Source organism: Dyella choica, assembly GCF_003977665.1.
GTDB classification, from domain to species: Bacteria; Pseudomonadota; Gammaproteobacteria; order Xanthomonadales; family Rhodanobacteraceae; genus Dyella_B; species Dyella_B choica.
In genome coordinates this window covers 1-25980 of record NZ_RYYV01000032.1, presented here as the reverse complement: position 1 = coordinate 25980, position 25980 = coordinate 1, and the positions used below count along the sequence as shown (strand labels likewise).

Below are 25980 nucleotides of genomic sequence, written 5' to 3'. Positions count from 1 at the left end.
GGTTCAGCTCGCATCGCTGTTCGGTGGCGAAAAACTCAGGTCGAACTCGGCTTCCAGACTCTCGATCTGGCTTTGATCCAGGGCCAGCAAGCCGATATCCGAGGGCGTGAAACCGCCTGCATCCGGATCGTCGGCAAGCGCAACCAGGGCGCGCAGCGCGGCGAACCAGAGAGTGGCGAGCTGCCGTATGTCTTGCTCGCGGAGGATCCCGCTCGCCCAGGACCATGTGGCAACCAGTTCGGACCCTTCAGTGTGGTCATGCACCATCACATCGAGTTCGATCACGTGTTGCATTCGCAGGCCTTGATCGAGCGGCCCGGCCAGGCCTGAATGTTCCGGCGCGAGTGACCAATCCTCGTCGGTGCGCGCCGCGAACCGGCCCAGATAGTTGAAGCCAACTTGGCTGCAGGCTCCCTCCAGTTGCGCCGCCGTGACGGGGTTGAGATAGCGCAACAAACCGAATCCGATGCCGTGCGCTGGCACTGAGTGCAATTGCTCCTTGACGCGCTTGAAGGCGATGCCCAGATCGGTCGAACCGTTCAGCGCCTGATCCGCGTCGATATCGCCCGGGTCCAGCCACACCGGATACTGGCTGGTAAACCAGCCCACGGTGCGGCTGAGATCGAGGTGATCCCAAAGCGTTTCACGGCCATGGCCCTCCAGGTCCAGCCGCAAGCCCGGCCCCGTATCGTCGCCGCGGCCGCGCCGCCAAACGGCCATGGCGATGACGAAACCAGTCAGCAAGGCGTCATTGACGCTTGCATGAAACAGCGAAGGCACGCGGGTCAGCAAAGGTTCGGCAGTCGCGGCCGGCAACACCAGTTCAAAATGGCCGCGCGTTGCAACCGTATCGTGCGAAGCAAGCCTGCGCGAACCCAGTAACCCATCCGCCTGTCGGACGATATGCAGCCACTGCGGCATTTCGTCAGCGTGCGCACCTTCGAGCGCATGCTCACGCAAGCGTTTGGCCCAGTGCCGGAATGAGCTGCCGCCTGCGTCGGGCGGGACGCTGCTGCTCCCACGAGCGCTCTTCCACGCCTGCACCAGGTCCGGAACGAGAATGCGCCAGGACACGCCGTCGACCGCCAGATGATGCACAAGCAAGAGCAGGCGGCCTGGCGCATGGCCGGCGTCAAACCACACGGCCTGGAGCATCATTCCTTGAGTCGGCGCCAGGCGTTTCGCCGCAAGCTCCCGCTGCGTATCGATCACGGCACGAACAGAAGGCGCATCCAGGCCCGCAATGTCGCAGCAGCTGAAGCACGCCATGGCGCGCAAGCTGCCTACAGGTGGCACTTCCAGGCGCCACGCTTGCGTCTGCCGGTCGCGATATGCGCGCATGCGCAACACGGCGTGACGGTCCAGCATCGCCTGCAGCGCATCGATCAATGCATCAGGTCCGCAGTGTGGCGGTACGCGCAGAAGTTGTTGCTGGCAGAAGGCCGCGGGCAGGTCTTGCCCGGATAGCTGCTGGAACATGGCATGCAACACCGGTGTGAGCGGCACTTCGCCGTGCGCAACCTCCTCGATTATCGGCGCGGACGAGGCAGTGCGCGCCACCCTGGCCAACGCGGCCACGCGTGGATGCTCGAACACCTCCCTCGGTGTAAATACCAAGCCGGCCTTATGCGCGTGGTTGACCAGTTGCAGTACACCGATGCTGTCTCCACCAAGGTCGAAAAAGCTGGTGTCGGCGCCCACTTCGTCCATGCCCAGTATCTGTGCGTAAAGCCCCGCGAGGATTTTTTCATTGACGCTGCCCGGCGCGCGGCCATGGCCGCCTTCGAATGCAGGTTCCGGCAACGCCTGCCGGTCAACCTTGCCGTTGACGTTCAAGGGCATGCTGTCGATGGCCGTGATCGACGCAGGCAACATGTAGTCGGGCAGTTGCTCGGACAGACTGCGGCGCAGCACCTGCGCATCCAGTACGTGGCCTGCCGCAGCCGTCACGTACGCGAAAAGCTGCTTCTGGCCACCTGGCATGGTGCGCGCGACCACGGCTGCCTGGCCCACCGCCGGCTGGCGTAAAAGGCAGGCTTCAATTTCACCGAGTTCAATACGGAAGCCGCGAATCTTGATCTGGTTGTCGGCGCGCCCGACGAACTCCAGATTGCCGTCCGGCAAGCGGCGCACCAGGTCGCCGCTGCGGTACATGCGGCTGCCGGCAGGTCCAAAGGGATTGGCCACGAAACGCTCGGCGCTGAGTGCGGGTCGCTTCAGATAACCCCGTGCAAGCGAATCACCCGCGATGTATAGCTCGCCCACCACCCCCTGCGGCTGCGGCGAAAGCCACGCATCGAGCACATACAATGACACCTGGGCGAAGGGCCGCCCGATGCAATGCGGTGGTGCGTGAGCGGATGCTTCGTCGGCCACGTGATGCGCGCAAATGATGGCGGCTTCGGTGGGGCCGTATAGCTCGATCACCCGCGCACCCGGAAAACCGTGTCTCAAAGCGTCAAGCAGGCTTTGCGGAACCGCGTCTCCGCCGGTCAGCAGACAGCGAAGCAGCGGATACAGCGTCTTGCCTCCTTGTGATTGCACCGCATCCAGCCATGCGCGCATGAGGCTCGGCACTGCATGCAGGGTGGTTGCATCGCGGGTTTGCTCGATCAGCGCGTGCATGCCGCTGCTTTGCGGCGTATCCACCAGTCGCACCGCACCGCCGCAGATCAGCGGCAGGAGCATTTCCAGCAGTGAAATATCGAAAGCGTGCGATGACAGATTGGGAAAGCACATCGCCTCGCGATCGCCCAGGACCGGCTGCACGGCCAGGAGTTTGGCTGCCAGACTCTGCTGCTCCACGACAACGCCCTTGGGGCGCCCGGTGGAGCCGGAGGTATAGATAACGTAGGCCGAATGCGCCCCGCGCAACGCGCGGTGGCGGTGCACGTTGGTGGGGTTGCCTTTCGAACTGCGTGCCAGCCCCGCCTGCACGATCGCTTCATCCAGGCATTGCACGCGATGATCAGACAGCAGCTTCGCGCTGACACTGCGCAAACTGAGCACGCGCGAAGGATTGGCGTCCTCCAGCACAAAGTGGATGCGCTCGGCCGGGTATTCCGGATCCAGCGGCAAAAAGGTGGCACCGGCCTTGAAAATGCCAAGCAGGCTGATCACCAGCTCCGGCGATCGGGGTAGGGCGACACCCACCAACTGCCCCGGTCCTACGCCCTCACCGATCAGCCAGTGCGCAAGCTGGTTGGCGCGAGCATTCAGTTCGGCATAGGTGAAACGGCGGTCATTGCAGGCCAAGGCCACGACGCTAGGCGTCTGAGCGGCTTGCTGTTCAAACAACTCGGCAACGGTGGGTAACGTGTCCCTACTTGGCACGTCAGTGCGCCAGGGCGCAATCACCTTGCCTCGCTCAGCCTGATCAAGCAGGTCCAGTTCCCCCAGGCGGCGATCGCCATCGGTGAATGCCTCGAGTGCAAGCATTAGGCATCCGGCCATCCGTTCGACCTCGAAACGATCGAAACACTCGGGCCGGAAACTGAAAGTCACGCGCATACCGCGCGCAAGCGAGCAGGCGATGCTTAACGGATAGTGGGTCGCACCGCCTTTATGGAAGCCGCTATCGAGAAGAATCGGCTCGGCGACACCGGCAGGATCGTTTTTCCCATGGGCCGGGTAGTTCTCCACATTGATCAGGCTGTCGAAGAGCGGCCCCAGGTTGCTGAGCGCCTGGATCTCTGCCAGACCGAGGTACTGGTGCTCGATCAGCTCGGCCTGGCGTGCCTGCAGCGCCTTCAATACATCGACGACACGCTGTCCAGGATCCAGCCGAAGGCGCAGCGGCAGCGTATGGATCAGCAAGCCCACCATGCGTTCTACGCCTTCGACATCTGCCGGCCGCCCGGATACGGCGATGCCGAATACGACATCGTTGCGTCCGCTCCATTTGTGCAGCACCAACGCCCATGCCGCCTGCATCAGTGTATTGAGCGTCAATGCATGGCTGCGCGCGAAGGCCGTAATGCGTTGCAATGCAACTTCATCCAGGCTGCGGACGACGGTGTCGCATGCGCTCCCAATGGGATGTCCCGGTTTCGTTCTGGCCAGGTGTGTCGGTGCTTCCAATCCCGCCAGCTCGCGTTGCCAGGCTTGCCGGGCCGCTGACAGATCTCGGTGCTGGATGAAATGAAGATAGTCCCGATAAGAGGGTGCAGCAGGCAACGCACCGGCAGCGCCGCCCGCGCGATAGAGCTCCAGCAGTTCACGCAACAGGATCTGAGCGGACCAGCCGTCGAAAAGAATATGGTGCGCCGTAAACAGCAGGCAGTGACGGGCCGGCTCCAGCCGTATCAATTGAAAACGGAGCAGCGGCGGTTGGGCGGGATGAAAACGCTCCAAGCGATCGAGCTCAAGGAAATGTTCGAGCCGCTCTTCAGAGCCTGTTTCCGGATCGTCGGACAAATCGACGAATCGCCAGGGCAGCGTGATGTCCCGCGGAATAACCTGCAGGGGATCTTCTACATCCTGGTAGACGAAGCCCGCACGCAGCGCGGCGTGGCGCTCCAGCAACGTATGTGCGCAACGCCGCAGCAATGATTCATCCAGTGCGCCGCCCAGTCCCGCCAACATCTGCACAAGGTAGGGATCATCGGCCTGTGTATCGAACAGCGCGTGGAACAGCAGGCCCTTTTGCAAAGGAGACAAGGGCAGGGCTTCGGCCACGGCATGGGGTTCGAGGTCCAGTGCGGCTTGCTGTCTGGCGCTCAGCTCAATCAGTGGTTGGGTGGAAGCGCTTGCGGCACGCGGCGCTGAAGCCGCGGCAACCGCCAGTTCGGCCACGTTGCCATACTGAAATACCTGTTGCACGGTAAGCGGCAAACCTTCCTGCTTCGCGCGGCTTGCAAGCTCGATAGCCGTGATACTGTCGCCGCCCAGCGCGAGGAAGTTGTCGTCGGCACTGACAAGTTCCAGCCCCAGCGTTTCGGCGAAAAGCCTGGCCAGAAGCATTTCCTGCGGTGTAGCGGGTGCCCGACCGCCGCCGCCGAAGCTGGGCGCTGGCAGGCGCTTGCGATCAAGCTTGCCATTCGGGGTGACCGGCAGCTCATCCAGGCACACGATGGCCGCCGGCACCATGTAATCGGGCAGGCTACGCGCCAGCTTTTCGCGCAGGCTGGTGATCAGCAAATGCTGGCTCCCAGCTTCCATCGGCGTACTAACGTAGATGGATGCCGGCGCAGATACCGGCGTTCCCGCGAGGTAAAGGTCCGTGACTGTGCCGTCCCACGCCTGCGCGTTATCGACCAGTACGGCATCGAAACACGCCGGATCGGCCGACCATGTCGAGAGGCAACGATAGCCCAAGGTTTGCGCGTGTTCGCTCAACCGGTGCGGATCGACGGCATTGTCGGCAGCCGCGCGCAAGTTATTCAGCGCCGTATGCGCCTCGCCCCCCTCAAGCGCGATGAGAGCGGCCATCTCGCTGCTCAAGCGCAGGTTGGGAATGGCCTGTATGCGCAGGGCAGGAGGCCTTTGCCCGGCGATGAGACCGGCAATCTCATCCGGCGCAGACAAATCTTTCCCCCACCGAACAGTCACGGCAGACTGCAGCGAATGCGCGCGAACGGGTGCTTTGTGCAGCACCACGTCGTAGCGATGCCGGGTCAGCTCGTTGTGGTCTAGCCCGTCCTTGAGCCGCACATCAACGCCGGCCACATCGGCCCATTCCTGCTTCAGGGCAACAAAGTAAGCGGGGTCGATCAGAAGTTCGCGTTCCGCCAGCATGCGCTGCGATAACGATCGAAGCAGCTGCGCTCCAGCATCCGAAGCACCTGCCTGATGAAGCGTAACAGCCGCTGCCAGACAGCGCTGCGTCAGTCGATTTCGTACATCGCCGACAACCAGGTGGCCACCGGGCTTGAGAAGTTCCAGTGATTGCCGGAGCACCCTCTGCAGGTACGCCGCATCGGGAAAATACTGGACGACCGAATTGATCACGACGGTATCGAAGTAGCGCGCTGGCAGCCCCTGGAAATCATCGGCGGACTGCCTGCGCAAGATGACGCGATCGCGCAGGCCGGTATCCCGCTCTAGACGTTTGCCCAGACTATTGATGGCCGCCGCGGACACATCCAGCCCCCAATAGGCCTCGCAATGGGGAGCGACAGCATGCAGGATCAGCCCGGATCCGACCCCTATTTCCAGCACGCGCTGCGGTGCCAGCGACAGGACACGGCCGGCGATGCTGTCGCGCCATGCACGCATCTGGTCCGATGGAATCGGCTGGTTGTCGTAGCTTGAAACCCAGCCAGCGAAAGCGGACAACTCGCTGTCATCGAGGTGATCGCGATACATCCTGTCATACAGCTGCTGCCATTGCTGCACGCGATCGTTAACGGCTTGCTGATCAGTCGTTACTACGTCTGCAGCTCGGGGCACCACGTAGGCGATGAGCTGCTTATGTTCGGGCTGGTCCTCCCGCACGACCACCGCGGCCTGGTCGACGGCCGGGTCGTCAACCAGGCACGCCTCGATTTCGCCCAGCTCGATGCGCAAGCCGCGAATCTTCACCTGGTCATCGATACGGCCGAGGTATTCGATCTGTCCATCTTCGCGCCACCGAGCCAGATCGCCGCTGCGATACAGGCGCGAGCCGGATGCCCCGAAGGGATTGGCGACAAAGCGCTCAGCCGTAAGGGCCGGGCGATTCAGGTAGCCACGCGCAAGACCGAGGCCCGCGATATACAACTCCCCTTGCTCGCCAACGGATACCGGACGCAGGTTGTCATCGAGGATATGGATCTGCGTATTCCAGATCGGTCGCCCGATCGGCACGGAAGAAGCTTGGTCATGCTCGTCACAAGCCCAGGCCGTGACATCGACCGCCGCTTCAGTAGGACCATAGAGGTTGTGCAACGGCGCATCCAGCAACTGCTGAAATTGCAGCTGCAACGCCTTGGATAGCGCTTCGCCACTGCATATCACGCGCCGCAAACCCTTGCATTGCACGATGGTTGCTTCGCGCACAAACGCCTGCAGCATCGAAGGCACAAAGTGCAACGTCGTGACACCGCGCTCGCGGATAAGCGAGGCCAGGTACGCAGGATCCTTGTGCCCATCGGGGCGAGCCAGGACAAGGCGCGCGCCTTCCAGCAGCGGCCAGAAGAATTCCCATACCGAGACATCGAAGCTGATGGGTGTTTTCTGCAACACGCAGTCATCCGGACCCAGGCCATATTCGGCCTGCATCCATTTCAGGCGATTGACGATGGCTTCGTGCGTATTGACGGCGCCCTTAGGGCGGCCAGTCGAGCCCGACGTGTAGATCACATACGCCGGATGATTGGGGCGCAGCCGGTGGTGGCGATCGGTATCTTCGGGATTACGGTCCGATTGCGCCGCGAGTGCCGCGATGACATCGGGATCATCCAGGCACAACGCATGGTCGCCCGTAGGAAGCAGCGCCACTTTGCCGCGATGGGACAGCACCCGGATGGGTCTTGCGTCATCCACCATGTGACGCAAGCGCTCGGAGGGATAGGACGTATCCAGCGGCAAATACGCCGCCCCGGCTTTGAGCACGGCCAGCAAGGCCACGACCAGGTCCATGGAGCGCGGCAGAGCAACGGCAACGATCTTGTCAGGACCGGCTCCGACGGAAATTAGATGATGTGCCAGGCGATTGGCCGCCGCATTCAATGCGTGGTAGTCCAGTACCGAGGATTCAAATTCAACCGCTACAGCGTCAGGCGTTCTTGCCACCTGCGCCTCGAAGTGCAACAGCAAGGTAGAGGAGGGCAAGGCATGGCGGGTATGGTTCCATTCCGCAATCGCCTCAGGCATCGCCTGTGCCATCCAGGTGTGCTTGTGCCATTCCTTGCGCAAAAGCAGCAAAGCAACCGCCATCTCGACCAGGCTGGACACATCCACCAGCCACCATATCCAGCTCGGACGAAAGCCGGGCACCCATGACAGGCCGAGCGCCGGAGCAACCAGGGCAAGCGCGGAAATCGTTATGGCGATCAAGCTCGCGCGCGTATTGCCGAAGCCCATCAGTACGCCAAAGCAGCAAAGCGTCACGGCGAGCGGGAGGATGTTGAACGAGACAATGCGCACGTAGCTGATCGAAGCGGCCACGACCGCCGGGTCATGGGAGAACCATCGGCATATCGTGGCTGGAAAAAGCTGTGCGATAAGCACGATCAAAGGAGCGACGGCGGCGCTTATCATCAGTGACATGCGCAAGCACCTTCCTGCGCGCCGACCGAGCCTTGCGCCGAAACATTGGCCGGCCATCACAGCCGTGGCGCTACTCATCGCAACCAAAGGCATCACCGCAAACTGCAGCAAGCGCTGTCCAATGCTCAGCGCCGCCTGCTCCGCCGGACCGAAGGGGCGCAGCAGCTGAATAATGAACAATCCGTACAAGGCGAGCACGCCATTCTGCAAGCCCGCCGGCAGCCCGATCTTGCAGGTTTGCCACAGCACCTGGGGCCGCGAAAACCAATAGCCCGGCTGTATTCGCAGATAGGTTCCCGCACGGGTGAAATACAAGCCGAAAACAAGCAAGGCGCCCACGGAGGCGATAAAACCCGCGACGCCGGCGCCGGCCACACCGAGTACCGGCATACCCAGCCAGCCGAAAATCAACAGGGGAGAAAGGACGATACTGAGTCCCACGGAAAAAAGCTGGGCCTGCACGTTTGCGCGCATGCTCCCCGTGCCGCTCAGCGCGGCGGCCACGGTTGCAGACAAGACCTGCACGATAATGGAAGGGATCTGCCAATTGAGCAGAACCACAATCAGCAAGGCAGTCTCGTGATCGGGCGTCAGCAAGCCAGCAAGTGCAACACGCCCCGGCCAGACACAGGCGCCCGCAGCCATCATGATCAGCAGGGCGGCACCGAAGGCCTCATTGAGTATGCGCGATGCCTTCCCCTGGTCTTTTTCGCCCACCGCCTGGGCTATCAGAACACGTGTTCCCACCGTAACGATCGGAATCAAGGTGAGCACGATGGTGATGGGGCTGCTGGCAAGAGCCATCGCCGCTTGCGCCTTGGCGTTGAGCTTGCCAAGCCAAAAAACATTCAACAGCGAATTGAACGTGCCGGCGAGCATGTTTACCGCCATCGCCGTTGCCAGGTTCAACAAGTGCGGGACGACCGGTCCGCGGGTCAGATCTCGCATACGCGATCATTCCGCGATGAAAACACCGAGCCGCTGAATTCAATTAGCTTTGAGCAAAATAAGGCCATAGTTATCCATCCCCCGGCTTGCAGAGGTGACATTGATGACACTGCGATACGGGCCTCGCTAGGAAGCCCGATAATTTGGCACCGTCAAAGCAACAAAGGCGCGAATAAAGGCGCTATCAGGCCCGTTCCGCTTCCATCGCCTCAATCAAGCTCCTGGGCCGCATATCGACCCAGTTCTGCTCTACATAATCCAGACATTCCTGGCGCTTGTCCGGCCCGAATTTTACTGTCCATCCGGCGGGAATCTGTGCGAATTCAGGCCACAGTGAATACTGCTCTTCGTGATTTACCAACACGAAGAATGTGCCATTGCTATCGTCAAAAGGATTGGTCATATCCCTGGCCCCAAAAGTGCGAAAAGAACGCAAACGCAAGCGTCACGATAAAAACGGAAACGTAAGATCGCGAAACAAAGGATCGACACCCCCGAAGCGTCGACCTTCATGCATTTCGTACAGCACCCTATAAGCTACAGCTTCAACGCCACCAAATGATTGCAGCTGCAAGTTGCACTTTTTTTGCGTAAGCAGTGAAGGAAGTGTCAACGAGAGAAAATAGTGCGGAGCAATGACACTTGCGTGTGCAGCTTCCGGCTAATATGAACAAGCCGTAAGTATCTTGTCAACATCTTCCACGGGTTCATGTGCAAACATTTCACCGAAGCGTGATTCACGTGTCTATACAGGTGAATGAGCTGTTAAGGCATGCCATTCGTGCACGCTTCCTTCACGCCAAGCACGCAGGCGCGCGCAACCGCAAAAAAGCGAACACACCATCACTTGATGCAACGACTTGCCGGAGATCCAAGGTGGGAAGCTCAAACTGGCTCAATACCCTCAAGAAGGTTGAACACGCATCACTGACCATCCTTTTTTTTCACTATGCCGGCGGCAACTCGGGGGTTTACCGAAGCCTGAGCAAACTCATCAGCACTGACGTACACATCGTCGCTGTTGAGATGCCCGGCCGGGCGAAGCGATTCACGGAACCGCCGATCGACAATATGGAAGTTGTCGCGGAGTGCATCGCAAGCGCCCTGCATGATGCACGCGCAACGTTACCTTCCAACGATTTGGTTTTTTTTGGGCATAGCGTGGGCGCAAAAATAGCACTCGCCGTGGCGCAGACCATTAGCCAGAAGAATGCACTGAAGCTTCGGAAGCTGATTGCATCCGGATCGCGCGCCCCGCATCTTCCGCGCAAAGGACCCACGTTGCACGACCTGCCGCAAGCCGAATTCATCAACGAGCTACGCAACTATGGCGGCACGCCCGCGGCCATACTGGAAGACAGCGATCTTCTTGAGTTGCTTACGCCGATGCTCCGATCGGACTTCAAGCTGGCTGAAAATCATCAGCGGCATACTAGCCAGCCTATCGCATGTGACATTCACGTCTTCGGCGGCGCGCAGGATGCCATGGTCGAAACCGATCTGCTGGATGCATGGTCCATGCATACCGTTGGACGCTGCGACGTAAAACTTTTCTCCGGCGGCCATTTCTTTTTGCATGACGACGAACGCAACGTTGCGATCGCCATCGACCACATACTTGCTTCCGTGCGGCATGAGCTCCAGGCAGGCAAGGTCTGATCACCGGATGGCGTTGAGTTTCCGAGTTGCGCCTTGATCGCTTCACGAGGCCAGTTGGATCCGAGGAGGGTGATTAGTCCGTGTTATCGGGGGTAGGGCGACGCGGAAGTCCGCTTCACCCCTCGCATGTCCCGCTTGCCACTTAATAAGCCCTTGGTGCAGCGGGCACGGTTACACTCGCGCCTATGACTATGCGACCCCACCTACCCGTGGCAAGCGTCCACGCTGCCTATGGCGTGACGCTGCCTCCGAAGATCCTGGCCACGTTCTGGGCGCTATGGGCCGTGTTCTGGCTGCTGATGATCAGCGTTTCCATCGGCAATGAGCTCCACCATCCGCTCACCCATTGGTGGGAGCCCGTCCTGTGGGAGGGGAGTTCGGCGCTGGTCTCGACCGGATGGATGTTGCTTGCCGTCCAGGTCAGAGGGCGCTATGCGCCCTACCTGGGCCGGCCGCTGGCATGGTTCGGACGATACCTACGATGGTTGCCGCTGGTCTTCATTACCTGGATTGCCGTGGTTTACGCGATACGGCTCGGCGTCTATGCCATGGCGGGTCGTACCTATGAGCACCTGGGCTGGGGCTTCGTCGTTGTCTATGAGAGCATCAAACTGACGTATTTCTCGGGATTGTGGCTCGGGGTGCTGTTCGGTATCGAGTCCTTTGGGCAATGGCAACTCCAGTGGCACCGTTTGCTGCAGATGCAGAAAGCGCTGGCAGATGCCCAACTAGCTCAGTTGCAAGGGCAGCTGCGACCGCATTTCCTGTTCAATGCACTCAACACCGTATCATCCCTGATGCATACCGACGTGGCGCGCGCCGACCGTATGGTGGCCGCACTCGGAGACTTGCTGCGTATCAGTCTTCGGTCCAACGAGCATGAGATGACCCCGCTCGCTGAAGAACTACGCACGCTCGAGCTGTACGCGAACATCATGCTCGAGCGGTTCCGGGACCGCGTGACGCTGGAATGGCAGGTCGACCAGGCCCTGCTCGATACCCCCGTTCCATCGCTGTTGCTGCAACCGTTGCTGGAGAACGCGTTCAAGCACGGTGTTGAACCTACGGTGGCGCAAGTGCGCATCAAGATCAGTGTCAGGCGCGAGGACGACGCCCTGGAAATCGTCATCAAGAACTCGGGCTCCCGGCTGGCGCCTGAGCAGCGCGACGGGCTCGGATTGCGCAATTGCCGTGAACGGCTGGACATCATCTACGGCAACATGGCGTCCCTGCGGGTCAGCAACGCCGACGATGGGGTTGCCGCGAGAGTTTCGATACCAAAGAAGGATGCCGCTCCATGATCCGTGTGGTGATCGCCGACGACGAGGCCCCGGCCCGCGAGAAGCTCCAGCGTTGGCTGTCGGAGCAAGCGGACATGGCCGTAGTCGGATCGGCGGAGGACGGCCTGTCGGCGTCGCAGTGCATCGAACAGTTCCGCCCGGACGTAGCTTTTCTCGATATCCAGATGCCGACGCTGTCGGGCCTTCAGGTTGCGGCGCAGCTCGAACCGTCGAGCGCGCCGCTCATCGTGTTCGTGACCGCATTCGACGAGCATGCGGTGAAGGCTTTCGACCTCAATGCCATCGACTATCTGCTCAAGCCCTACGACCGGGACCGTCTCGCGCGGACCGTGCAGCGTGTCGGGGAGCGGTTTCACGCCCATCAGTCCGGCGCCGCCGCGGTGGCGATAGGGCGCCAGCGCTCTCTGTCCTGCGAGCGCTTGCTGGTGCCGGAAGGCGAGCGGCTGCAGCTGATCGATACGGCATCCATCCAGTGGCTTGAGGCCGACGACAACTACGTCCACGTGCACACGTCGGCGCGCACCTACCTGCTGCGAAGGACGCTACAGGATCTGTTGTCCCAGATGGGCGAGCAGCGCTTCGTGCGGATCCATAAGTCGACGGCAGTAAACCTCAGTTCGATCGGATCGCTTACCCCCCTCTTCAAGGGGGACTACGAAATCCATCTGCACAACGGTCGTGTCCTCCGGCTCAGCCGACGATATCGCGAAGCGCTCTTCGCCCGCTTGGGGCAGTAAAGTCCACCTTGCCACGCCGACGTCTCCTTTCACCCCTAATCCGCTGCCTGCTAGCCGGCGATGGATCAACCTCCCACCCGTAAAGACGGAAGGCTAGGGAGGAAGAAAGAAATGTTCGGCTACTACCTCGATCTCTCATGGCGCAGCCTCAGGCGCAACAGGGCGCTTACCGCGCTGATGGTGTTGGCGATCGCGCTTGGCATCGGCGTCAGCATGACCACGCTGACCGTGCTGCACGTGCTATCCGGCAATCCGCTGCCGGGCACAAGCAGCACGTTGTATGCACCGCAGCTCGACCCGCGCGATATGGGTGACTATCAACCCCAGGGCGAACCGCCGGACCAGGTCACCTGGACGGACGGCATGAACCTGCTGCAGGCGAAGCAGGCGGATCGCCAGGCGCTGATGACCGGCGGTTCGGTGGCCATCCAGCCCGCGCAGTCCGCGCTCGATCCGTTCTACCAATCCGCGCGCTACACCACGGCCGATTTCTTTCCCATGTTCCGCGTACCGTTCAAGTATGGCCATGCCTGGGGCGCATCCGAGGATGCGGCCAGGGCGGCCGTCGCAGTGATCAGCAGCAAGCTCAATGACAAGCTCTTTGGCGGCCTCGACAGCAGCGGACGCATGCTGCGTGTGGAAGGGCATGCTCTGCGCATCATCGGGGTGTTGGGCGACTGGCGGCCGAACCCGCACTTCTATGACCTCAACGTCAAGAACTACGGCAGCGACGAAGGCATCTACCTGCCGCTATCCACATCGCAGGACCTGCACTTGGCGCATCTCGGCAGTGCCGGTTGCTGGGGCAATGGCGGCGCCGACGCCACTCCCGCGGCACCTTGCGCGTGGCTGCAGTTCTGGGTGCAATTACCCACGCCGACCCAGGCTGCCGCGTATCGGCAGTTCCTGATTCATTACTCGCAGGAGCAGAAATCGCTGGGCCGCTTTCAGCGCCCGCCCAACGTACGCCTGCGCAATCTGATGCAGTGGCTGGACCACGAGCATGTCGTGCCCGGTGACGTCCAACTGCAAACCTGGCTGGCGCTGGGCTTCCTGCTCGTGTGCCTGGTCAACACGGTGAGTCTGATGCTGGCCAAGTTCCTGCGCCGCTCCGCCGAACTGGGAGTTCGCCGTGCGCTAGGCGCATCGCGGCGGGCGTTGTTCGTACAGTTGCTGGTGGAATCCGGCGTGATCGGCCTTGCCGGCGGCGTGGGCGGCCTGCTGCTGGCGTATCTGGGCCTATGGCTGGTGCGCCGGCAACCGGCGGACTACGCATCGTTGGCGCAGCTGGATGGCGCAATGCTGCTGCTCACCTTCGTGCTGGCGGTAGGGGCAAGCCTGCTGGCTGGAGTGCTTCCTGCCTGGCGTGCCTGCCACGTCAGCCCCGGCCTGCAACTGAAGGGCAACTGATATGGGTATCCGGCCGATTCTCTCCACGCTTCTGCGCCACAAGATCACGGCTCTCCTGTTGATCCTGCAGATTGCGCTGACCTGCGCCATCGTGTGCAACGCGGTGTTTCTCATCCATCAACGCCTTCAGCGCATGGACATTCCCAGCGGCATCGCCGAGCACGAACTCCTGCAGATCCAGTTTGCGTACATCGGCGATCGACCGGGTGCCTATGCGCAGGCGCAAACCGATCTGGCCACCTTGCGACAGATCGCCGGAGTTCAAGCGGTGGCCTTGGCAAACCAACTGCCGTTCAGTGGCTATGCCATGTCCAGCAGTGGCATCAAGCTACGCCCCAACCAACGGGATAACTCGCTTGAAGTGGCGAGCTACTATGGCCAGAACTTATTGGCTACGTTGGGTGTAAGGCTGATTTCGGGGCGTGATTTTCAGCCCGACGAGCTGCTCGACCTGAAGGCTGTCATGCCTGCGCTGCACAGCAACGACATGAAGAATCTGCCGCACGCCGTGATCGTCTCCCAGGCAGTCGCCGCGCGGCTGTGGCCGGATCAGAACACGCTGGGCAAGACGATCTACGTAGGCAACGATATTCCCTTGCAGGTGATCGGGGTAAGTGCCCCGCTGGCACGACCGAACGATCTGCGCAACGGCGCTCAGTACAGCATCGTGTATCCGATACGCCTTACCGCTACGGAGGGTGGAAGCTACGTGATCCGCACCGCAGCGAGGGATCGCGGGCACGTGCTGAAATCCGCGCTGGCGCAGCTCAAGCGTCTCGATCCCAATCGCATCGTGGTGGAGCAGCGCACCTACGACGAGGTGCGCCACGGGTTCTTCGAGAGCGATCGAGCTATGGCGAGCATGCTTGCGGGCGTCATCGTGGCAATGCTCGTCATCACAGCGCTGGGGATCGCAGGACTGGCTAGTTTCTGGGTCGGACAGCGCCGTCGCACGATCGGCGTACGCCGCGCCCTCGGCGCTACCCGAAGCGACATCCTGCGGTACTTCCAGACCGAAAACTTCGTGCTGGCGACGATCGGCATCACGCTAGGCATGGCGCTGGCTTACGGCATGAACCTGTTCCTGATGCAGCATTACGAGCTACCGCGGCTGCCATCGGTCTACCTCCCGGCAGGCGCGATCGCGCTCTGGTCGATCGGTCAGCTCGCGGTGCTGGGGCCGGCGCTTCGTGCCGCTGCGGTGCCTCCCGTCATGGCAACCAGGGGTGGCTGAATTTGGCGAAGGACTCGCTGCCGACGGGCTGATGACGGTGAAGGATGGTTGGTCCGTGTTATCGGGGTAGGGCGACTGACCTTATCCCCGAATGGGTAGCGACCTAAGGTAGAGCCATCGGCCGCTCGCTCAAATCGGTCCGCGCCAAGCGGCTGGAAAACCCGCTTGGCGATGTCGCGCCAATGCACGTAAGCTTCACGAGTGGACTCCTCCTCTGACCCGGGCTGGGGGAAACAAGAGCGGTGTTTGCCGAAACGTTGAAGCGGGTGTTGGAAGCGAAGGTGCTTATACGTGCCCCGGCTTTCGTCCCGGGGCTTGGCGCGAATCTCAAAGATCCATCTGCACGGTAACGATCTGAATCTCGATGCCGTGTGGATCAAGGAGTTTTTTAAATCAAGGGGAGGTTTTATGCAGATGCTACACGGTAGTGCATTGCAGAGGATCGGAGGTGGCATGCCAAGTGGTTCGGTCTCAGCGCAAAGATACATGGCGATGAAATTTCTAAGCTTCATCCTGCTTCTGCTCGCTTCGCTTGTGCACAGGCCCGCTCATGCCGAGGGTGGTTGTCCGCCAGGGATGTACCCGCAAAGTGGACAAGGCTGGCAGACTTGCGTCCCGATCCCCGGCGGCAATACTTCGAACCAGCGCGCCAACCCTTATCCGGAAACGAACTACGACGGTCCGGCCCCAGGCACCTACGGCGCACTCGCCTACGATCGATCAACGGATATGGGGTACTCCGTCTACGCAGAATTCAGCCGCGAGTCGGCGGCAGCTGCCGCGCTCAATCAATGCCAGGAAAAAGGCAGTAAGTCGTGTGAGGTTGTCACGACAGTGCACGGGAGCGTGACCGTCGTTCAGGACAGCGCGGGCAAGTTCTTTGCCAGCGAAGACCCCTACAGCGGCGATACGATTCAGCCGGCCTTCCAGAAGTGCAACCAGCAAAGCCTTGTCGGCCACTGCCAGTTGATGAGCCCGCCGGTCATTTATGGCGCCGTTCCGTCACCCAATGGGTTGAGCTTTATGGACGTGATGCCGATCCTGTACGGCCGGGATTGGGCCAAGAAGAAGCGGGACCCGACCGAGGCGATGCGTCTGGCGTCCGACCCGGTTGCGTTGTCGGAACGGTTGGACACTCGCGAGTATTGGGGGGCCATTGTCGCCAGCACCGAAGACATTCAAAGCAGCTATAACCAGACCGATCAGAAGGCCGCCGAATCCCTGGCTATCTCAGACTGCCCCAACTGTAAGGTGGTGCAGGTGTTCAAGAACACTTGTGCCGGCTTTGCTTGGGCCAAAGAGAAAGGGCACGATCTCGAAACCGCGCTGGATCCTGAGCCGGCGGCAGCAAAGGCTGCTGCGCAGGCGAAGTGCACCGCCAAGTATGGTGCCTGCCGGGCAATGGTCCGCTGTTCTGGCCGACGCTATCCTAGGGGCAATCCAGAGGCAGCCAAGCAATAGGTCGAGGTGGCACCGTTGCCGTTGAGGCGGCAATGGTGCCTATGCAGTCACCCTCGTTTCTGCCATATCCGCGTCACAGTACGGCTTCATTAATTGGTTGCCACGACCGGTTGAAGCCGCATTCCAGAGTGGACGTTGGGCAGGGTCATTAAGGAGCATTATCGCGGGTAGGGCGCACGGCCGGCTATGGTGAGTCGGGCGTTTTCTCGCGTTGGCCGCCGAGCTCGGCCTCGAAGTTCGGGCCCTTGCATTTCACTGAGAAGCCGGGAACGCAACGCCAATCAGCGCAGACCAGCTCGATGAATGGAAGGACTGGTGCAGACATTGCTTAAGAGTAGCCCCGGAGCGCCCATGGTTCGGCGCTTCGGGGCCGCGAGTTCCCATCAATTGCTTGATGAGCGTCAGGCTCAGCCCGACCACCTGTTGCCACAGGCGGCGTCGGCTTGTGCTTGGTTGCGTGGATGCTTTGCCAGAAGACGCCAGTTCTGAAGGAAAGTGCCAAAGCGGGCGCCTCTTTTGCCGCTAATCCTGGACTGCGCCTTGGCCCAGCTCACCTACAACGAAATCCACAAAGGCGTGAACTTTCGGCACTACGTGGCGCCTGGAGGGATAGACCGCGTAAACCGAAAGTTCGACTGCCGACCACCCGTCCAGAACGGTGCGCAGGCGTCCGCTCTCGATCTCCTCCTGCACATAGATCTGCGGGATCAGGCTCAGTCCGAAGCCGGCGCATAGCGCATCTCGAACCGCCATGCTCGACGAGACCTTGTAGCGCCCTGCGATCGGCACCCGGACGGCGCGGTCGTCGCGATGGAATACCCACTCGTCGGGGTGGCCCGACAGGGTGAATTGCACGCAGTTGTGGCGACGGAGATCCGATGGCTCTTCCGGCGCACCGAAGCGCTCAAGATAGGATGGCGCGCCGCAAAGCACATGTGGCGTAGTCATGATCTTCCTTGAGACCAGGCTCGAATCGCCAAGGCTGTCCATGGCACGGATCGCGAGATCGAATCCTTCTTCCACCAGATTGACCCGGCGATCCTCCAGGCGGAGGTCAACCAAGACCTTCGGATAACGATCGAGGAATTTCGCCATCGTCTTCGACAAGGGCGTTAGAAGGGTCAGGCTCGTGGGCGCGCTGATCCGCAGGGTTCCCTTCGGAACCTGCTGCAGAGGCGATAGCGAGCTGTCGGCGCTCTCCAGGTCGTCGAGCACGCCGACGATCTGTTCGTAGTAGAGCGAACCCGCCTCGGTAAGACTCATGTGCCGGGTCGTGCGATTGAGAAGACGCACGCCCAGATGGGCTTCGAGTTCACCGACATTCTTGCTGATGGCCGCCGGCGACATGCGAAGGCGCCGCGAAGCCGCCGCAAAGCTCCCGAGCTCTACCGCCTGGCGAAATACGTTCAGGGCCGTCAGGCGATCCATGATTATTCACCCTTAGTAGTTAGTGCATCTTCTCTTGCGTGCATTAAATCATTCTTAGCTATGAATTACCTTACTCGTCTCACCCAGCAGGCCCCACTGCGCGGGGATGCCATGCCGTAACCATGCGCCCCAGGCGGCGCCGCGGCTTTCGAGGTAGAGATGATCGACATGACACAGAAGACAGCGCGCGCGCACCTGGGCATGCTGCTCCGGGCAGTGATCCAAGGGTTGTCCTTCTCGATAGTGGGGCTGTTGACGATCGGCCTGCCACCGCTGTTGCTCACAGCGCTACGCTTCGCCATCGCAGCCATCGTCCTGCTGCCACTGGTCTGGCGCACGCTGGGCCAGCGGCCCCGACTGCGCGGGCTTGCGCTGTACATCGTCATGGGACTGTGCCAGGCGGTGTTCTTTGGTGCGATGTTTTGGGCCGCGCATCGGACCAGCGCCCTATCGATGGCGGTGCTCTCCGTCAGTGTGCCTTTCCTTGCCTACTGTCTTGGCATTGGCTTCGGAGTGGAGCCGTCGAGCATGCGCCTACTGGGGATATTGGCCCTCGGAGCCGGCGGTGCGCTGGGCATGGCCTGGGCCGGGAACGCCGGCGGACTTGGCGGAATGCACCTGGGCAGAGTCGAGGCGGTCTACCTCGTCGGTTGTCTCGGCCTGGCGCTCTACGCGGTCCTGAGCCGATGGGGGCTCTCCAGCCACTGTATTTCTGCGCGGGCCGAGGTCCGCACGTTCTGGAGTCTGGTGTTTGGCGCGTTGCTGGTAGGTGTTCTCGGGCTGGCGACAGAGGACCTCCGGGGACTCGAGAACCTGACCGCATCGGACGCCCTTCTTCTGGCCTACCTGGGAACCCTCTCCACCGGCGGCACATTCTGGTTGATGCAGCATGCCACCCCTGTCCTGACGCCCGGATCAGTGACCTCCTATGCCTATGTGCCTCCGTTCGTCTCGATGCTTCTGCTCTTCATGACTGAGCCCCAAAGCATCTCATGGCGTTGGCTGCCGGGCGCGTTACTGGTGCTACTGGCGATGAGCCTCCTGTTGCGCCGGAGGGCTTGGCCTCCAGCCGAGACATGTGTCATGGCGAGTCACAACCCATCCTCATCCTCAATCCGTTCGACAGGAGTTCGATGATATGCGTATTACCGTATTTGGAGCGGCAGGAAGCGTCGGGTCTCGCATTGTCGTGGAAGCGCTCTCGCGCGGACACGAGGTGACGGCCGTGGTTCGCGACCGGGCGAAGCTTTCGTCGTTACCTGCCGGCGTTCAAGGGAAAGTCGGCGACGCAGCGAGCGCTCAGCAAGTAGCCGCGCTCACCGCCGACCAGGACGTGATCATAAGCGCCACGCGTCCGTCGGTAGGCAACGAGGAGGATCTCGCTTCTACTGCCAAGGCCCTCCTGGCCGGGGTCGCGCAGTCGGGCGTACGCCTCCTTCTGGTAGGAGGAGCTGCGAGCCTGAAGCTGCCCGGCACTGGCGACCTTGTCATCGACGATCCTCACTTAGTTCCCGCTGACGTCCAGGATATCGCGAGGGCGTGCAACATACAGTTCGACACCTGTATCGCGGACACCCAGTCCGATTGGACCTATGTCAGTCCTCCCGCGCTGCTGATGCCCGGTATGCGCACGGGCTACTACCGGTCAGGCCGCGACGAGCTGCTCATCGACTGCCGTGGCGTCTCGTCGATCTCGATCGAGGATTTTGCCGTTGCCTTGATCGACGAAGCGGAAGAACCCAGACATCGCCGATCAAGGTTCACCGTCGCTTCCCACGCGCTGGACGTAAGCGAAAGCGACATAACGATCGATACCCCGGACGGCAAAGCCGACTGTTATTTCGTCCATCCGACGAGCGGGGCTCATCCTGGCGTGATCCTGTGGCCGGATGTCCTGGGCTTGCGGCCGGCGTTCAAGAAGATCGGGAAACGGCTTGCCGAGTCCGGCTACTCGGTGCTCGTGGTTAACCCTCACTATCGAAAGAGTAGGGCGCCCATCGAGCTGGATTGGAACCGTTTCAACGAACCAGCGGGACGCGAAATGGCTATGAACCTCGGTAACGCGATCAGCCCGGATATGACGGCAACGGATGCCGTGGCCTTTGCAAACTACCTTGACCAACAGGCGTGTGTGCATCCACGGCGAAAGCTAGGGGCAATCGGCTATTGCATGGGAGGGGCTATGAGCATCCGCACGGCAGCCGCATTGGCCGACCGTATCGGAGCGATCGCTTCGTTCCATGGCAGCAAGCTCGTTACGCAAGAGGCGAACAGTCCGCACTTGCGCGTGCCTGAGACGAAGGCACGCGCCCTGTTTGCAATCGCGGAAAACGACGACGAGGCAGATCCAGGCACAAAGACCGCTCTTAGCGAGGCTTACGACAAGGCAAAGCTGCCTGTGGAGATCGAGGTCTACGCCGGCACCGTGCACGGCTGGTGTTCACTCGACGCCAAGGCCCATCACCCGTTCCATGCGGAACGGGCATGGTCGCGGCTGCTGGCTCTGTTCGGCGAAGCGCTGGCCTGAATGGGAGGGCCAGCGAGCCGGCGGCTGCTTTTCCGCGGCCGATGGCCACCTCCAAATCTCCAAGGATTCTCAAGACATCATTTGATCTTGGAAATGATCTGATCGAAACCTTTCGTAAGCAGCAAGCGACAGGGTAGGCGATTAGGGAGCGTTATCGGGGGTATGACGTGCTCTGGGCTCCAAGCCCAAAGCGGAGTTACCGGCGAGAACGAGCGGCAAGCTAACGCCCATTGTTGGCCCAACGAGCGCGTGATCGTCCGAAGGTGTGACTTGGGTTCGATGGGTCATCAGAAGCGCAATTGCGAGATGAAGGCGCGGCCTGTTGGCCCAGGAAGCGCGTCTTTGCGATAGACGATGTGCATGGGCAGGAACGCGTCGCGAGCGACGCCCTCGACCTTGATCTTCATCAGGGTTCCCGCGTCGATATCCTTGTTGACCATGTGCAAGGGCATGTGCCCCCAGCCCAGTCCTGCAAGCAAGAACGCATGCTTCGCACCGAGGTCGGCAAGGCGCCATGTCAACGGCGAAAGCACACCAAAGGTTCGCCCTTCGGACAGCGGGGTGCGATCAGTCAGTATCAGTTGCACCTGCTTTTCGATGAGCTTCTTGCTGATGACGCCCTTGTGCTTCGCCAGCGGGTGTGACGGCGCCACCACGGTGACCATGAGAAGGTCGATCAACGGCTCCGATGAGAGCTCGTCGGGTATCACCGGCAGCGAGCCCACGATGCCAATGCGGCACACGCCGTCGATCACCGGCCGTATCACGCCGCCCAGCGCTTCGACATAAATGCGCAAAGGTGTGTTGGGGAAGAACTCCCGACAGTAGCCAGCGGCACGCGTGAGTCCATCCATGGGATACATCACATCGACCGCCACGGAAAGCTCGGGCTCCAGGCCTTCCTTCATCGAGCGGGCACGCGCCTTGAAGCTGTCCATTTGATCGGCCACACCGCGCGCTTCTGTCAGCAACGCTACGCCCGCCTCGGTCAGCTTTGGATAACGCTCGCTGCGATCGAACAAGGTGACGCCCAGCTGCGCTTCCAGATTCAGCAGTGTCTGGCTCACGACTGATTGCGCGCGTCGTAGCTTGCGGCCGGCGGCGGAGAAGCTGCCTTCTTCCGCCGCGGCAATGAAGGTGCGCAGTTGGTCTAGCGTGACGGCGTCGAGCATATATCGTCCAAAACGATAGATTGAATCGAAATATATAGGCTATTCGGATGCATGGACAAGGCCTAGCCTTTATCCATCGCAGACGAGGACGCCCCCATGAACGCCGTTGCCGCCATTCCCAAGCCCAAACAAGTCGACGATCGAGCCGCCCCTGTACGCGGGATCCGCTCGGTCACCAGGGGCTATCGCCACGGCCCCATCACCCGCCTTGTTAGCCCCTCCGATCTGGGCCAGTGGATCAAGCCGTTCGTCTTCCTGGATGGCGGCGTGCTGCCGCCGTCAGACGTCCCGCTGTTCGGCATCCACCCGCACTCGGGCATTGCCACTTTGACGGCAGTGCTGACGGGGCGCGTGACCTACGAGGACACCACCGGCAAACAGGGCGAAGTGCTGACGGGTGGGCTGGAGTGGATGAAAGCGGCAGGCGGCGTGTGGCACGACGGCAGTGTCGTTGGCGAGACGCCCGTGGAGTTCTTCCAGCTCTGGGTGACGCTGCCGCCGGACCAGGAAAACGGCGTCCCGGAAAGCCAGAACATCGCACCGGAAGAGGTTCCTGCCGTGGGTCCCGCGCGGGTACTGCTTGGGCATTATCAGGGCGCGAACAGCCCGATCCGTGCTCCGGCGGGCATCACCTATCTGCATGTGCGCCTGAAGGCGGGCGAGCGCTGGCGCTTTCAGCCGAACCCGAACGAGACCGTAGCGTGGATGGCCTTGCATCACGGCACGACCAGCGTGCCCGAGAGCCTCACCGCTGGCGATCTCGTCATCTTTGAAGAATCCGACCATGCCATCGACGTGGTGGCGCATGACGACGTGTCCTTCGTGCTCGGCGCTGCCGTGAAGCACCCGTATCCCCTGGTGATGGGCAAGTACTCCGTCCACACCAACTCTCGCGCACTCGCCCAAGGCGAGGCGGAGATCGCTCGTATCGGCCAGCGGCTGCGTGCCGCTGGCCGCCTGAAGTAAGTCCTAACTGTCCGTCTCTATGACCCATCCATCCCAAACGGAGAATCCATCATGAACACCAAGATTGAAACCGCCACTTACGCCTCGTCCGTCGACAACGCACGAGTCCCGTCCAACCTCACCCTCAAGAGCACCACCGAACTGCTCAGCCGCGTACTGATCGCTGGTTTGTTCCTGCTTTCGGGCGTGGGAAAGATCACCGCCTACACGGCTACCGCTGGCTACATGGCGTCCGTTGGCGTACCGGGCGGCATGCTTCCGCTGGTGATCGCCACCGAAGTGCTGGGTTCCCTCGCCATCATTCTCGGCTGGAAAACCCGCATCGTTTCGTTCCTGCTGGCCGGCTTTACCTTGCTGACCGGCTTCCTGTTTCACACCCACTTCGCCGACCAGGTACAGATGATCATGTTCATGAAGAACGTGTCGATCGCCGGCGCTTTCCTCCTGCTCACCGTCAACGGCGCAGGCCCGCTTAGCCTCGACAACAAGTCGCGCTGATCCGTCCGGTCCCATCCTTTCGTCCGTTCTTCAGGAGACATCTCATGAGCTACGCCATCATCGGATCGGGCGCCATTGGCGGCGCCCTTGCCAAACAGTTTGCACGCAGCAAGATCGAGGCGGTCATCGCCAATCGCCGCGGACCCGCCTCGCTGACAGGCGAACTGCAAGCCTTCGATCCCACCGTAAGCGCCGCGGAAATCTCAGCGGCGCTGAATGCCGACGTGATCATCCTTGCCGTCCCCTTCGGAGCAGCGGGTGACGTTGCTCAATGGCGCAACGACTGGTCCGACAAGATCGTGGTGGACGCCACCAATGCGATCGAATTTCCCGCGTTCAAGCCCATGGACCTTGGTGGGCGACCCTCCAGTCAGGTGCTGTCGGCGCAGTTCAAAGGCGCCAAGGTAGTGAAGGCGTTCAACACGCTGCCGGCAGCCCTACTTGCGGATGAGCCGCGGCAGGGCAAGGGCAGCCGCACCATCTTCGTTTCGGGCGATCACGCCGATGCCAACGAGAAGGTCGCATCGCTGGTCAGCTCGCTTGGCTTCCATCCCATCACCTTGGGAAGGCTTGACGAAGGCGGCTTGCTGCAACAGTTCGGCGGGCCGCTGGTGTCGCACAGCCTTATCCATGAATCCCCTGTGCGGGAGTAGGTCATGAACAGCTCGGTGAGTACCCACGAAGGTCGGACCGCACTGGTAACCGGTGCAGGGCAGGGCATTGGGCAGGCCATTGCTCTGGCCCTGGCCAAACGGGGCGCGCGAGTGATCGCTACGGATCTCGCCGCCCCGGAAGCAACGGTTGGCAAGATCGGAAAGAACGCCTTTGCCTTGCCGCTCGATGTGACGCGGGAAGAGGACTGGCGTTCGGTGTTCCTTCAGAGCCAGGAAATCGGGGACATCGATATTATCGTGAACAATGCCGGCTACTTTCCAAATCGGCTTATCGATGAGCTAGATCTACCAACGTGGCGAAAGACGATGGCCACGAACCTGGACTCGCACTTCCTGAGCGTGAAGTATTTCCTGCCAGGGATGAGGAAGAAAAAGTGGGGCCGCTTTGTCGGCATTTCGTCGAACATGGTTGGCCTGGCCATACTCGGCATGAGTCACTACATCGCCTCCAAAATGGCGATCATGGGATTCATGCGGGGCTTGGCCAACGACGTCGCGGGCGACGGCATTACCGCCAATGCGCTACTGCCTGGGCTGATGAATACGCCGGCCACCTCCTCGCAGTCTGAAGAGCAAAAGCGCTCGACGTGGGAGCAGCAGGCGATCAAGCGATTGGGCGAACCCGAAGACATCACCGGCGCCGTGCTGTTCCTGACCAGCGATGACGCGGCCTTTATGACCGGGCAAGCCATCGTCGTGGATGGCGGGCAATATCGGCTCGGTTGACCGCTGGCCCTCAGTGGACCGGGTCGCCCTGTGCACGGTTGGGGCGATTGGAGAGGGCTATCGGGGTAGGATTGGCCAAGTAGACCCCGAGCAGGGATTTTTCTATGAACGTACGCCACCAAATCAAAGACTATATCGAAGCTCAGCCAGAGCTCAAACGAAGCGATATGCAAGAGCTTCATGGCATCATTCTTGGGATCATGCCGGACTGTAAATTGTGGTTTCTCGATGGCCGAGATGAAAGCGGTAAGGTGGTTTCCAATCCGAACATAGGTTATGGAGTGCAGGCCCTAAAGTATGCCGATGGAAAAACCAGGGAGTTCTATCAGATTGGCATGAGTGCGAACACAACCGGCATATCCGTCTATATTATGGGGATAAAGGACAAAAAGTACTTGGCCGAGAAATATGGAAAAAGGATCGGCCAGGCAAGCGTAACAGGGTATTGCATCAAGTTCCGGGCGCTTAGAAATATAGACGTTGATATTCTTGTAGATGCAATGCGATATGGGGTTGAAAAGACGCGCGTCTAACAATTCATTTTCGAGTCGGATCGGTTAGGCACGGGATGGCTATGGCACAGCGGCTGGTGTCGCAGATGGCGGCGAGGGGCTCGGCATGCTTTGCAAGCGCTTTGTCACTGTCGAGGGGGCGACGGCGATCGTGTGCCGCCTGATCGAAGCTACGTGAAAGGGCTTGTTAACACGATCCGATCCACAGGCTGCTCCTTGCCCAAATCGGCGCACTCCTTCTTGGTTCTTTGGCGGCACACCGATCTCCAGTCGGTGTGCCGTAAAGACATTTGCATACGCGAACGGCTTATTCGTCCCACTCGGCTTGCAGCTGTCCATCGCTATGCAAGCGAAGGAAGTAAAGCGCTGCGCGCAGACCTAGTACTTGCGTTGGGCTCAGGGGCCTTGCGCCGACATCAGCCTGTCGACTGGCCGCCTTCGTTCCGTAAGCTCCCCCAGGTCCTGGACATGCGGGAAGTAGAACTTTCTGGCATCTTTTCCGCCAGGAGGTGTCATGAAGAAATCCAAATTCAGCGA

17 protein-coding genes are annotated in these 25980 nt (G+C 60.8%); 13 read left to right on the top strand and 4 right to left on the bottom strand.

Annotated elements, in window-relative coordinates; genetic code table 11:
* Nucleotides 1–3: 3 nt before the first annotated feature.
* Together EKH80_RS22295 and EKH80_RS22290 are read right to left on the bottom strand one after the other, a co-directional pair.
* The gene (locus EKH80_RS22295) at nt 4–9138 is read right to left on the bottom strand and encodes a non-ribosomal peptide synthetase (protein WP_126687009.1); all 9135 of its coding nucleotides are present in this window, start codon (nt 9136–9138) and stop codon (nt 4–6) included.
* Between the two features lie 184 nt (nt 9139–9322).
* Complete coding sequence (locus EKH80_RS22290) at nt 9323–9541, bottom strand: MbtH family protein (RefSeq protein WP_126687008.1); 219 nt, start codon at nt 9539–9541, stop codon at nt 9323–9325.
* Nucleotides 9542–9891: 350 nt separating this feature from the next.
* On the opposite strand from EKH80_RS22290, the gene EKH80_RS22285 reads away from it, so the two are divergent.
* From EKH80_RS22285 to EKH80_RS22260, 6 genes are all read left to right on the top strand, one after another.
* The gene (locus tag EKH80_RS22285) at nt 9892–10797 is read left to right on the top strand and encodes a thioesterase II family protein (RefSeq protein ID WP_158628920.1); all 906 of its coding nucleotides are present in this window, start codon (nt 9892–9894) and stop codon (nt 10795–10797) included.
* 185 nt (nt 10798–10982) lie between these two features.
* Nucleotides 10983–12098: a sensor histidine kinase gene (locus EKH80_RS22280; RefSeq protein WP_126687006.1), complete on the top strand. Its 1116-nt coding sequence runs from the start codon at nt 10983–10985 to the stop codon at nt 12096–12098.
* Nucleotides 12095–12835, top strand: coding sequence for a LytR/AlgR family response regulator transcription factor (locus EKH80_RS22275; RefSeq protein ID WP_126687005.1), 741 nt, complete (start codon nt 12095–12097; stop codon nt 12833–12835). The genes EKH80_RS22280 and EKH80_RS22275 overlap by 4 nt, the downstream gene beginning before the upstream one ends.
* 111 nt (nt 12836–12946) lie before the next feature.
* Nucleotides 12947–14245, top strand: a complete 1299-nt coding sequence (locus EKH80_RS22270) for an ABC transporter permease (RefSeq protein WP_126687004.1) — start codon at nt 12947–12949, stop codon at nt 14243–14245.
* A 1-nt stretch (nt 14246) separates the two neighbouring features.
* Nucleotides 14247–15479, top strand: a complete 1233-nt coding sequence (locus EKH80_RS22265; RefSeq protein ID WP_126687003.1) for an ABC transporter permease — start codon at nt 14247–14249, stop codon at nt 15477–15479.
* A 486-nt stretch (nt 15480–15965) separates the two neighbouring features.
* On the top strand, nt 15966–16940 hold the full coding sequence (locus EKH80_RS22260; RefSeq protein ID WP_158628918.1) for a DUF4189 domain-containing protein: 975 nt from the start codon (nt 15966–15968) through the stop codon (nt 16938–16940).
* 522 nt (nt 16941–17462) lie between these two features.
* Here the strand turns inward: EKH80_RS22260 and EKH80_RS22255 are convergent.
* Nucleotides 17463–18368, bottom strand: a complete 906-nt coding sequence (locus EKH80_RS22255) for a LysR family transcriptional regulator (protein WP_126687001.1) — start codon at nt 18366–18368, stop codon at nt 17463–17465.
* A gap of 159 nt (nt 18369–18527) precedes the next feature.
* Between EKH80_RS22255 and EKH80_RS22250 the strand changes: the two genes are divergently transcribed.
* Both EKH80_RS22250 and EKH80_RS22245 read left to right on the top strand, forming a co-directional pair.
* The gene (locus tag EKH80_RS22250) at nt 18528–19505 is read left to right on the top strand and encodes a DMT family transporter (protein WP_230473884.1); all 978 of its coding nucleotides are present in this window, start codon (nt 18528–18530) and stop codon (nt 19503–19505) included.
* A 1-nt stretch (nt 19506) separates the two neighbouring features.
* On the top strand, nt 19507–20895 hold the full coding sequence (locus tag EKH80_RS22245) for a dienelactone hydrolase family protein (protein ID WP_126687000.1): 1389 nt from the start codon (nt 19507–19509) through the stop codon (nt 20893–20895).
* A 287-nt stretch (nt 20896–21182) separates the two neighbouring features.
* Here the strand turns inward: EKH80_RS22245 and EKH80_RS22240 are convergent, their stop codons facing one another.
* On the bottom strand, nt 21183–22067 hold the full coding sequence (locus tag EKH80_RS22240) for a LysR family transcriptional regulator (RefSeq protein ID WP_126686999.1): 885 nt from the start codon (nt 22065–22067) through the stop codon (nt 21183–21185).
* Between the two features lie 96 nt (nt 22068–22163).
* Here EKH80_RS22240 and EKH80_RS22235 point away from each other — a divergent pair, with 96 nt between their 5' ends.
* The 5 genes from EKH80_RS22235 (at nt 22164) to EKH80_RS22215 (ending at nt 25464) form a co-directional block, all read left to right on the top strand.
* Nucleotides 22164–23033 (top strand): pirin family protein, encoded by an 870-nt coding sequence (locus tag EKH80_RS22235; RefSeq protein ID WP_126686998.1) that lies wholly within the window; start codon nt 22164–22166, stop codon nt 23031–23033.
* A gap of 51 nt (nt 23034–23084) precedes the next feature.
* A complete protein-coding gene (locus EKH80_RS22230) occupies nt 23085–23531 on the top strand; it encodes a DoxX family protein (protein ID WP_126686997.1) in 447 nt (148 codons plus the stop codon).
* A 44-nt stretch (nt 23532–23575) separates the two neighbouring features.
* Nucleotides 23576–24184, top strand: a complete 609-nt coding sequence (locus tag EKH80_RS22225) for an NADPH-dependent F420 reductase (protein ID WP_126686996.1) — start codon at nt 23576–23578, stop codon at nt 24182–24184.
* Nucleotides 24185–24187: 3 nt separating this feature from the next.
* A complete protein-coding gene (locus EKH80_RS22220) occupies nt 24188–24931 on the top strand; it encodes an SDR family NAD(P)-dependent oxidoreductase (RefSeq protein WP_126686995.1) in 744 nt (247 codons plus the stop codon).
* A 104-nt stretch (nt 24932–25035) separates the two neighbouring features.
* Nucleotides 25036–25464, top strand: a complete 429-nt coding sequence (locus EKH80_RS22215; protein ID WP_126686994.1) for a DUF1801 domain-containing protein — start codon at nt 25036–25038, stop codon at nt 25462–25464.
* Nucleotides 25465–25980: the final 516 nt, after the last annotated feature.